The following is an 11,550-nucleotide window of genomic DNA, read 5'->3' as shown; positions in this document are numbered from 1 at the left end:
CGTATAAACGTGGATAAGCTGATATGCCAGCGATCCCAAAACTCGCCTAAATTCTTAGCCGCATAGGGCATATTAAAATTCTGCGGCAACTTAAAGCCCATCGCAAGCCCAAGCGCTCGCGCCATATCGATAAAGCCGCTAAAATTCGTATAAAGCACCACGCCGTAAAGCAGCAGTGCGGCTAGAATTTGCGCCGCGGAGGACTCAGGCTCGTCGCCGTAAACGCCCGAAATCACATCGCTATAATACGCACCCAAATAGCCGCTAATAAGCAGCAGCTTAACTAAGGCAAAAATTATAAGCACATAAATTTCATCGGCATTGCCAAAGTGCTTGAAGCGATCAAACTGCGGTAGTACTGGCTCTACGCCCTTGGCAGCGCTAGCGCGCCCGATAGGACCCATCACGACGCTAGGGAAAAACGCTAAAAAGCACGCCAAGCTCAAAAAGCCCTGCTCGCCGCATTCGCGCCTATAAACCGAGACGAAATAGGTGATCGACATAAAAACATAATATGAAATTCCAAGCGGAAACGCCACGCTGTCGACGGCACCTAAGTGCAGCGCGGCAAGCGCGGCATTGAAAAACTCCCTGACGTAGCCGTAATATTTAAAAAACGCGAGAAAAAATAAGCCGCCAGCAACTGACGTAAGCATCACCGCACGCGCTTTCGCAGTTGGTAACGGAATTTGCTTCGCTAGCCCCGCTTTTTGTACTTGCTTTGCTATGCCGGCTTGTTTTGCTGCGCTCATCTGCTTAGCTGCCGCTTTACGCGAGAGCTTTTTCTTGTGCGAGGACTGCTTTGCGGGCGGTATGGCTTTTGCGACTACGCGATTAGCGCGCGCGATACACACCCCTGCAAAATATACGAAAGCACTATAGGCCGCAAGTACTAGCGCAAAGCGCGGATTTACGGAGCACATGAAGCCGTAGCTTGCTAACAGGATCAGGATTTTTTGCGCGAAAATATGATTTTTGAGCGTCCAATAAACGATTAAAAACGCTAAAAAAGCAAGGACAAACTCGGGCGAAAAAAATGTCATTCAATCTTTCCAATTTAAATTTTTAAAGCTCTTGCGGCTTTTAAACGCTCGCGGCGCGAAATTTATACGAAGCGAAAAAGTTTTTTTAATCGCCTGCAACGCAAAATTTTATGCGCAGGCGCAGCATTGCGTCACTAAACACGCTAATAAATTTAGCGTCCAAATCCTTAGATTTCATGGACACCTTGCATGCAAGCCCTTGCCACGTGAGCAAAATTCCGCCACAATGGCAAAATTTAAAATGCAAATGAGAGCTCTACACACGAATAAAATTTTTAAACGCGCTGAGCGGTTTGCCATCAAATTCTTATAAAACCTCGCAAACGCAGTCTCATAGGTTCTACCCGCAGGATTTCAAAATAAGCACCTTGGAATCATGCCATATAAATTAAACGCGATGCCGCTAAAATCTTATGAAATAAGATGAGCCGCACTTCATCGCAATTATGAGGCTAAAATTCTACAAAATAAAATCTAAAAACCTAAATTTTGCAGCGATGATAAAATTCCGCCTGTTAAAATCTGCCGCGCAAAATTACTAAGTAAAATCTCACTTTAAGGCGTGATAGAAACCATCTAAAAGCTGCGCCTTATGAGCCAAAATCATAGCTTTAAATTTTTACTGCAAATTACAAACTTACGCTACCATAAAAAGTCCCTTTTAATTTTGTGGCAGCGTAAACGCGCCTTGCGCTAGCCTCGCTCTTTAGTGTAAAACACAAGTTAAAATCAACGAGTTTCGCGTCGTAAATTTTGGCTCTAACTCGAATTTAATGCGGCTACACAGATTTTAGTTTGAGCTGAAATTTAACGTAGCAGAGCTGGACCTCGTTTCGTAACCCAGCCATTCTAACGAGATAATGTAAATTTTAATTTGCAATTTAAAATTTCTAGCGCAAAGATACCAGCACTTTGGCTCGCGTTTTGCAATTCTAATCTAGCGGCGCGTAAAATTGCAAATTTCAGAGTTTTTTATTCGGCTGACGAGGTTTGTGTGCGCAAGAACTGATTTGTGAAAATTTTAAAATTTTATCGCTTGCCCCAGCCCGCCTTCAGGGCAATCGCGATAAAATTTACGCTCCGCGTTTCAATCAAACGAGCAGTTGCGATGAAATTCTAAGCTAGCAGTCGAGATGAAATTTTACGTCGCATTTTAAAAAGATCCCGCGCATGCCCAACTGAGAAATCCGTAAATCTCGCGCAAAATTTCACATCGCCGTATTACTTAGCAGCTATCAAATATGCTTGCCAAGCAGACGCGGTGAAATTTCATACTACCTTTTAATACTCGCTCGAAGTAAAATTTCGCGCAGCTGTTTTAACAATCCATACTCGAAATAAACGTTCCACATAATTCTATCGCAAAACGGCTGCCGGGTGGAATTTTGCCCGGCAGCGAAGTCCGTTCTGCGCGAAATTTATGCCTCTGCGCGGATGAGTCTTACCGCTTCGACCATATTTTTTAGGCTCGGCTCCACCTCTTCCCATTTGCGCGTTTTCAGGCCGCAGTCCGGGTTGATCCACAGCTGCTCTTTCGGAAGCACCTCAAGCAGCGCGCGGATCTGGCTTACGAGCTCATGTACGCTAGGAATTCGCGGGCTGTGGATGTCGTAAACGCCGGGGCCGACCTCCTGCTTGTAGCCGACCGATCTAAAAATTTTAAGCAGTTCGTTGCCGCTGCGAGCGGTCTCGATGCTGATGACGTCGGCATCCATCGCCTCGATCGTTTTGATTATGTCGTTGAACTCCGAATAGCACATATGCGTGTGGATCTGCGTCTGCGCTTTGGCTGCGCTAACGGCGAGCTTAAAGGCGCTGACGGCAAATTTTTCATACGCAGGGATATTTTCCGCGCGTAACGGATAACCCTCTTTAAACGCCGCCTCATCCACCTGAATGATTTTGATACCCGCGTCTTGCAGATCCGAAATTTCATCAAAAATCGCGAGCGCAAGCTGTTTTACGATCTGCTCGCGAGGCTTATCGTCGCGCACGAAGCTCCAGTTCATAATCGTAACCGGGCCCGTTAGCATGCCTTTCATAATCTTTTTAGTGCGGCTTTGAGCGTATTTGATCCACTCCACGGTCATAGGTTTTGGGCGGCTCACGTCGCCGAAAAGTAGCGGTGGCTTCACGCAGCGACTGCCGTAGCTCTGCACCCAGCCGTTGGCGCTGAACGTATATCCGCTCATCTGCTCGCCGAAATACTCGACCATATCGTTACGCTCGGGCTCGCCGTGAACCAGCACGTCTAGGCCGATCTCGTCTTGAAATTTGACGCAGTCGTCGATATAGGCTTTGATCTGCTTCTCATAATCCTCGCGCGCCAAAAGCCCCTTTTTATAGGCATTTCGGACTTGTCGGAGCTCGACAGTCTGCGGGAAGGAGCCGATCGTAGTGGTAGGTAAAATTCCATATCCGAGCTCTTTTTTCTGCACCTTGATGCGATCTTCGTAGCGATCGGTGCGTTCAAGTTTGCTTAGCGAGTTCACGCGAGTAGAAACCTTCTCGTCGTGGATTAGCGGCGAGCTAGCGCGAGTTTTGGCGGATTTTTGATTCTGCTCGTAAGCTTTCATGCCGTGCTCGCACATCGGAATTTCAAAGAAAAGATGGGTTAAAATCGAAATTTCGCTTAATTTTTCGACCGCGAAACTTAGCCAGGATTTGATCTCGGCGCTTAGCTTGTCCTCGTATTTTAGCGTGAAAGGCACGTGCAAAAGCGAGCAGGAGGTGCCCACATAGATACGCTCCTTTGGCACGTAGGCTTTGATGGCCTTGAGCTGAGCTAGCTTTTTATCGATATCGCTCTTCCAGATATTGCGCCCGTCGATCACGCCTGCAAAAAGCACGGTCTTGGCGTCTTTTAAAGCTTGAAGCTCTTTTTTGATACTCTCTTCGCTTGCGTAAACAAAATCAAGCCCGATCGCCCAAACGTCGGTTTTTACAATCTCTTTAACGGCCTCGATTGCGTGCTCGAAATAGGTCATAAAGATGATTTTTACGTTGCTTGCAACCTTGCTTAGGCGCTGATAGATCGGCGCGATCTTTGGCGCTAGCTCAGCCGCGCGATCCGTTACGAAAATCGGCTCGTCAATCTGAACCACGACCTCGCTATCAAGCTCGCTAAGAAGCTTTAGCAGCTCCTCATATTTCGCGGCAAGGGCATCTAAATGCGCGAGTGGATCGCTTTTGTCGCTTGATTTGCTAAGTGCAAGATAGGTGATAGGTCCGATCAAATTTATCTTTAGCGCGCAGGAGTCCTTAAAATCGTTATTCTTCGCGGCTTTGTACTCGCTTAAAATTTTACTAGGATTTAGGCTAAATTCCGTATACGCAGAGATCTCGGGTACGATATAGTGGTAGTTTGTGTTAAACCACTTCGTCATCTCCATCGCGACTGCGTCTTTACTGCCGCGCGCCATCGCAAAATACTGCTCATGCGCCGAAAGAGCCGCAAAGCGCTGTGGGATCACGCCGAAAAGCACGCTGGTATCGAGCATCAGATCGTAGTATGAAAAGTCGTTCACGCTAATTAGACCGCTCCAAGCATCCAGCTGATATTTGATGTGACGATCTTTTAGCTCTGCAGCAACCCGCTCTAGCGCGTCATAATCGCACTTGCCCGCCCAATAGCTCTCCAAAGCCTTCTTTAACTCGCGCTGCTCTCCGATACGCGGAAAGCCCGTAACGTAACTCTTCATCTCTATCCTTTGAGTAAAATTTTGGTATGAAAGTGTTGATTTTATCTAAAATTTCTTTTGCCGTCATTAAAATTTTAATCTAATCTCGAAAACGAACGAAATTTTATCCAAAAGCGCAGGGGTGGAATTTAGCCAATAAAATCTGAAATGGAATTTTTATCGACGAAATTCTATGAGTTAAAATTTGATGATGGAATTTGAAGACGTTAAATTCATCATAATTTAAACCTCGTCGCAAGATTCTACTAAAACTTAGTAAAGCCTTGCGACGAAGCTAGCCTTACCTGACACACCGCAAAGCCACTGAGCATCAAGGCTTCTATGAAAGCAGTGCAATGCCTCAAATATGAAAATTCTTAGAATTTATAATTATATCCTGCGTAAACGCCGTATTTTTTGCCGTCGTTATCTTCGATATAATCGCCGTCTTTATACCAAGCCTTGCTTGCTTTAAATCCCATTTCGATCTCGCTATTAGAAGCGAACTCATACAAGGCGCCCACCTTGCCGCCCAAGATAAAGCCGCCTAGCGTATCGTCCGCTCTAGCCCAGCTGCCGTTGCTATAGTCTATCTTAACCTCGGTATCTAGCACCGAAAGTCCGGCGTAAGCGCCAAGGACAAGCTTAAATCTGCCGAAAAGCTCCGGCGTAAAATCTGCGCCGCCTACGAAATCGTGCGTTCTCCATTTAACCTTTTTTTTGGCATAGGCGTTCGAGCTGGAATCCTCGCCCTTAAATCCGTAAAAATACCCGCCGTAAGCCCTAAACGTACCGAAGTCATACCCGGCTTTAACGCCTATTTGAGGCTGCCCGTCATCAAAACCCGCGGCTTCGTTTTTGAAATTGTAGCCGGCCTCGCCGCCCACGAAAAGCCCCTCCGCCATCGCGCTCGCCGCAACTAAAGAGCTAAGCAACAATGCTTTTGCAACAAAATTTCTCATATTTACTCCTTTGGGTGAAATTTCGTCTTAATGATAGCGACACGCTTCGAAACCTAGGCTAAATTTAAAGTAAATACATAACATTTACGATTTTTATTGATAAAATTTTGAAGTATTTTTGTAATTTATTTATAACTAGTATAAATTCTAAATCTCAGCATATAGCTTGCATTATAAATTTTATCGCTTAGTAACATACGCTTTGTAAAAGCATAATGCAATAAGAATTTACGCAATATTCCTCTGAATATAAATTTATCTTAATAACTTGTAAATCCGCGCATAATTACTTAAATAAACGGGCTCAAACAGATCTTTATCATAGTTTTCCAGCACAAAAAGTTGGATAAAGGCTGATTCAAAAACCTTTTTATCTAAGATTAAAATTCTTTGGTAATCCGGTAAAAATATCACGTAAAGATTGGAATTTTTATCTACTTGTTTGGATAATTTGACGAGTTTGCCGTTTACTTCGCCCACTTGATAATATGAATTAATAGGCATTCTTTTACCGTCATAGATTAGGTATTCAGGATCGACGCTAGGCAGCGTGCATTCATCATTTATTATGATGCTCTCTCCATCTTTACCCATTCTAATATCATAACCCACATGAATAAATGGCGTCCAAGACTCTTTACCTGTTTCTATATCTACAGTAGAAAATTTTAAAATATTGGGCAATATATCTATCATGTGCGGTACGAAATAATAATATATATCCCTAGTTTTCCGTGGAAGATTGAAATTCTTATCGCTTAAAGAACTTAGGAATTTATTGATATCGGCTTCGCCATAATCTTTTTGAATTTGATATAGATTTAGTTTAAATTTATCTTCCAATTTAGGATCAAATTTTTTACCTTGCAACTTTTGTATATATTCGACATTAAGCCTTGCCATATTAGCAGAGCTTACCTCATCTTTATTAAAGGAAAACGCACTCATAAAAGTGTATTCTCCTGCCTGTCTACCTCCGGGATCAGCTACTACTTTTACATCGGAGTAATATCTGATTAAATATCCGTAATCCCACCACGATAGTACATAATCCTCCCTGCTAGCTTTATTTTTTAGCTCTGCAAGAGGCGTTATGGAGTCTTTCGTAAGCGTAGGCGCAACTCGGAATTTATAAATAAAATCTATGCTAGGCATTAGCGCTAAACAGGTTAAAATAGCTAACAAAGTACTTCTAAGCCAAGTGCGTATTTCAAAGTAATTCAGCACAAAATATATAAAATAAGCAAATCCAAGCGCTATCATCGGCGTAGCGTACATTGTAAAACGAGTTCCGCCGAAAAGTGCTAAAACTCCAAGCGCTATCATCGGCAAGGTTAAGATAAACGAACGGAATTTTATCAGCAATAGAGCCAGCCCTCCTACGGCGCATATAAATATAAATAGATGCCCACTAGATTCAAGCACAAATTTTATGAAATTAGCGTTTTCTACCTCATTAACCGTATTTCTAACGCCGTAGAAGTAGAAAATTTCTTCTTTGCTTACATCTTTTAAGATGTAAGCTTTAAGCTGCACTGCTATGGGAGTAAGTCCGCCGAATATGATAAATATAATTACGACGATCGCACCCAAAATCCAAAGAGCCTTTTTGCTTTTATGGCTTGGAACTTTAATCATTAAAAAATATAAAAACACAATAAGTGCGATTTTAAACAATAAAATATAATTTACAATTATTGTCTCACCTTCGTAATACGCGCTAAATTTTATGACCGCTGCAACCATAAGAATAATCGCTTTGTAATTTGCCTCATTGCGTCTATTAAAAATCAAAGTATAGATTAAAAATATCACTATAATCGCCATATTTAAAGAATACGAGCTAGGATACCACCAGCTATAAAGTACCATAAAGACGGCGGGCAAAGCAAAGCTACTCTGCTCGCTTCGCCCTATGAGCCTGATCAAAGCCCATAGCGTTAGCAGCGGCAGAGTAACATTTAGCATATCGCTATCGAAATACCCGCCCAAGGTCCTAACATAATACCCCGGCAGCACGCAAGCAAGCAGCGCTGCGATGATACCAGCGCCCAGGATCTTATACTCTCTTGCTATTAAAATAATCGGCACGGCCACCAGCGGCGCTAAAAACACGCTCATATAGATCGTAATGCTATTTAGGCTGACGGGTAAAATTTTACTAAGTAAAAATGCTAGAGTTGGGATCGACGCGCCGTACGGGCTAAGATCGCCCTGCTGGTGAAAGCCCGCTATCATATCGCGCGCACCCTCGGCGTTCGCAAAGGCGTCGTTCGTGGTCATAATGAGCTCGCCATCGAAAGAAAACTGCTCGATCCCGCTAGCCCAATATATCCAAAAAAACCTGCACGCCACGCCGAATATATAAACCAGCGTCATGATCAGAAAAATATCCATGCGGGAGCATTCGCCGTTTGTAATTCTAAATTTTTGCATCTTTTTCCTTGATTTGCCGTTTGAAGTACCGAGCGGTAGGGTTAAAATTTGCCTCTACAAATTTTACTCGCTTTATCGCGCCCGCACTATGTTTTTAACGGCATTGTTTAATTTCCGTTTATTATAGCAAAATTTACCTGATTTGCGATGCGAGATGTAGAAATTTATACGACAAATTACTGCGGATGGCGCGAGCAAACCGAAATTTAATCTATTTCGCTCGCGCTATAAAGTATCAAAATTTACGCGATTTAATACGCGTCGCACATAAATTTACAGACGGTTTTCGTGCGCAGATTAAGCATGATCGAGCTTAGGCATCTGCCGTCCTTATTGCCGCTTAGCAGGCGCACGGCATCGCCCTCTTTCCACTGCGTGCTGTCGCCCTCGATCGTCCTGTAATGCGCGCCGTTAATGACAAGCGACTCGCCACCTTTTAGAGTTTTATCGATCTTCAGATCGCTTGCGATCTGGCTTAGATCGCCTTTTAGGGCATTTGCGATTAGTTTTTCCTCGGCCTGCTCATGCGTTTTCATCGAGCTTTTAGCAAAGTCCGGCACCTGCACAGTTTCGGTCTGAGCCGAAGCAAAAGCGGCTAGCACGCAAGCGGCGTAAATCAATTTCATATTTTCTCCTCGGTTTTTTCAAAATTGCGGCGATTATAGCAAAGTTTACTTAAAAATTTCGGTCTAAATTTAGCTAGAGTTTAAATTTAAGAAATCGCCCGTCTGTTTAAAACAGAACCGAACTCGATGGCAAATTATAAAATTTCGCCGCGATTTAAAATTTGCTTATTAAATACGCAGCAAGCGCGCTTAGCCAAACAAACAGCGCTATGATCCAAGACATCACTCGCGGCGTACCCGCGGAAAATGCCGCAAGCATCGCCGAGGAGAGTATTCCTCTGCCGTATTGCAGCAAGCCTATGAGTGCGGTGGCATTCGAGCGTGAGGCGGATTTTGGGGATGCTAGTTGTGTAACGGAAAGCGGCTAAAACTTTGCTGCTGTTAACTTCAAATTTCTTTTAATCCAAATAAATTATATCAGTTGTCTTGAAACGACTTGCCCAATTTTCTATGGTTTTTGGAATTTTATTTTTGTATCTTTGTTCTGTTGTAAAGTAGTATACTTTTTCTGCATCAGAGTAGGCACCCCAAATTTCTTTATTATCATCTATTATTAAAATCGCAGCATAGTCACTATAGAATCCTGGAACAAATGCGTCAATTATAGTTGCTTTAAAGTCATCAAGATTATCAATGCATACACTGCTACTACCAAAGCATTTTAAAAAATCATCCCATTTGGATTCCGGACTATAGTTTTCTAAATCATGTTTTTCATCTTTAGTGATTAATGCATATATTTTTGATAAAATAAAATCATCTATGATGTCATCATAAAATGTAAAAATATCCTTTTGAAATTCATAAATACCGTCGAAATATGCACCTATGCCACACAAATTTTGACAGTTTATCGGATCTATTTGAATTCCGTCTTTTATTTTCACAAATTTAATTTTACTTTCGCCTTCTTCGAATATAGCTTCATTTTTTGATATAAATTTGGCATATTCATTTCCCAATATACCCAAATATGCTCCATTTTGAACCATTAAATCAAAAATAAAACCATTTTGTTTTACGTCTTTTATAAATAAAGAGCCCGTATTGCTAGGCACGATACTATCTCGCTCCCATTTACCCCACCATCTTTGATTAAAAACTAATCCGATTTTCTTAATAAAAAAATCTACTATCTCTTTTGGTGTTTTATTTTTGGCACTTATATATGCTAAATTTTCATTAAGACCAGGCAACTCTGTATTATCAAATTTAACTGGAAGTATATATTCTTGGTCTATTTCGTTTAACGCTCTTACTTGAACAGATCTATATTCATGCCTGGTCCACTTTTTATTTTTATATTGCTCGGAAATAAAAACTATTGTGTATTTAGCCTTATTTTGATAGATATCTTGAAGGTATTCAAATAAATTTTTACCCCAAATTTCATCTTGGTTAAAATCATCATAAAATACTTTTACGCCAAAGTTTTTAAGAAAACTGGCAACTTCTTCTACATACTCTCTATTTTCTCCAGCAAATGACAATGCTACATCATACTCGTATATTTTATTTTGTTTCATATTTATCCTTTATGGTTTATATAATGTAAAAAATTAAATTACAAGTATATTATAAGAGTATCACTCCGCTTCATACCTCTCGCCCGGTTTCATTTCGATTATCTCCCACGGCAAGCCCTGCTTATTTAGCTCGTCCATGAAGGGCTTGGCGTCGAAATTTTCCATGTTAAAGACGCCCTTGCCACTCCAAATGCCCTTTGCGACCATCATCGAGCCGATCATCGCAGGCACGCCCGTCGTGTAGCTCACCGCCTGAGCGCCCGTCTCGGCGTAGCAAGCCTCGTGGTCGCAGACATTGTAGATGTAGACTTGACGCTCTTTGCCGTCTTTTAAGCCACGTATCACGCAGCCGATGTTGGTTTTGCCCTTCGTGCGAGGGCCTAGCGACGCAGGATCAGGCAGCAAGGTCTTTAAAAACTGTATCGGCACGATTTTCACGCCGTTGTGCTCGACCTCGTCGATGCGTAGCATGCCGACGTTTTGCAGGCATTTCATATGCGTGAGATAGCTCTGTCCGAATGTCATAAAAAAGCGGATTCGTTTTAGCCCCTTGATGTTTTTTACAAGGCTTTCTAGCTCCTCGTGATAGAGCAGATAGCTATCCTTGACGCCTACTTTCGGATAGTCCCATTTAAACATTATTTCCATCGGCTCGGTTTCTTTCCACTCGCCGCGCTCCCAGTAGCGGCCCTTTGCGCTCACTTCACGTAAATTTATCTCTGGGTTAAAATTTGTCGCAAACGGGTAGCCGTGATCGCCTGCGTTGCAGTCTAGGATGTCGATCTCGTGGATCTCGTCAAAGAGATTTTGCTGCGCGTAGGCGCAAAATACGTTCGTCACGCCCGGATCAAAGCCGCTTCCCAGCAGCGCCATCGTGTTTGCAGCTTTAAACTCGCCGTCCTTCGCCCACTGCAGCTTGTATTCAAATTTAGCGGCGCCCGGGTGCTCGTAGTTTGCAGTGTCGATGTATGGGATGCCGGCGCGCGAGCACGCGTCCATGAGGGTTAGGTCCTGGTACGGCAGCGCGACGTTTAGCAGTAGCTCGGCGCCCGTTTTTTTGATTAAATTTACGACCGCATCGGTGTCGTCCGCGTCGATCTGGGCGGTATCGATCTGCACGCCTAGGCGGTCTTTGATAAATTTAGCGATCGCGTCGCACTTGCTTTTGGTGCGGCTTGCAAGGGTGATCTTGCTAAAAACGTCCGCGTTCATCGCGCATTTTACGGTCGCGACTTGGCTCACGCCGCCCGCGCCTATGATTAAGATATTTGACATTT

The 11,550-nt window shown here is 43.1% G+C and carries 7 protein-coding genes and 1 pseudogene; 1 reads left to right on the top strand and 7 read right to left on the bottom strand.

The window, feature by feature from the left end:
* From Q0117_RS03535 to Q0117_RS03515, 5 genes and pseudogenes are all read right to left on the bottom strand, one after another.
* Positions 1-1,043 (bottom strand): annotated as a pseudogene (locus tag Q0117_RS03535) (hypothetical protein); the annotation flags it as partial.
* A 1,418-nt stretch (positions 1,044-2,461) separates the two neighbouring features.
* Positions 2,462-4,744, bottom strand: a complete 2,283-nt coding sequence (gene metE / locus Q0117_RS03530) for a 5-methyltetrahydropteroyltriglutamate--homocysteine S-methyltransferase (protein WP_297922618.1) — start codon at positions 4,742-4,744, stop codon at positions 2,462-2,464.
* A 356-nt stretch (positions 4,745-5,100) separates the two neighbouring features.
* Positions 5,101-5,685, bottom strand: coding sequence for a hypothetical protein (locus Q0117_RS03525; protein WP_297922615.1), 585 nt, complete (start codon positions 5,683-5,685; stop codon positions 5,101-5,103).
* Between the two features lie 255 nt (positions 5,686-5,940).
* Positions 5,941-8,121, bottom strand: a complete 2,181-nt coding sequence (locus Q0117_RS03520; protein WP_297922612.1) for an STT3 domain-containing protein — start codon at positions 8,119-8,121, stop codon at positions 5,941-5,943.
* A gap of 251 nt (positions 8,122-8,372) precedes the next feature.
* The gene (locus Q0117_RS03515) at positions 8,373-8,747 is read right to left on the bottom strand and encodes a hypothetical protein (RefSeq protein ID WP_005871123.1); all 375 of its coding nucleotides are present in this window, start codon (positions 8,745-8,747) and stop codon (positions 8,373-8,375) included.
* 209 nt (positions 8,748-8,956) lie between these two features.
* Between Q0117_RS03515 and Q0117_RS03510 the strand changes: the two genes are divergently transcribed.
* Complete coding sequence (locus Q0117_RS03510; protein WP_297922608.1) at positions 8,957-9,115, top strand: hypothetical protein; 159 nt, start codon at positions 8,957-8,959, stop codon at positions 9,113-9,115.
* A gap of 30 nt (positions 9,116-9,145) precedes the next feature.
* Here the strand turns inward: Q0117_RS03510 and Q0117_RS03505 are convergent, their stop codons facing one another.
* Both Q0117_RS03505 and Q0117_RS03500 read right to left on the bottom strand, forming a co-directional pair.
* Complete coding sequence (locus tag Q0117_RS03505) at positions 9,146-10,273, bottom strand: TIR domain-containing protein (RefSeq protein ID WP_297922605.1); 1,128 nt, start codon at positions 10,271-10,273, stop codon at positions 9,146-9,148.
* A 60-nt stretch (positions 10,274-10,333) separates the two neighbouring features.
* The gene (locus Q0117_RS03500; protein ID WP_297922603.1) at positions 10,334-11,548 is read right to left on the bottom strand and encodes a saccharopine dehydrogenase family protein; all 1,215 of its coding nucleotides are present in this window, start codon (positions 11,546-11,548) and stop codon (positions 10,334-10,336) included.
* Between the last annotated feature and the right edge of the window lie 2 nt (positions 11,549-11,550).

This window comes from uncultured Campylobacter sp., from assembly GCF_937997535.1.
In the GTDB taxonomy this organism is placed as follows: Bacteria; Campylobacterota; Campylobacteria; order Campylobacterales; family Campylobacteraceae; genus Campylobacter_B.
The sequence above is the reverse complement of the archived record's forward strand: the minus strand, read 5'-3'. Positions and strand labels throughout refer to the sequence as shown.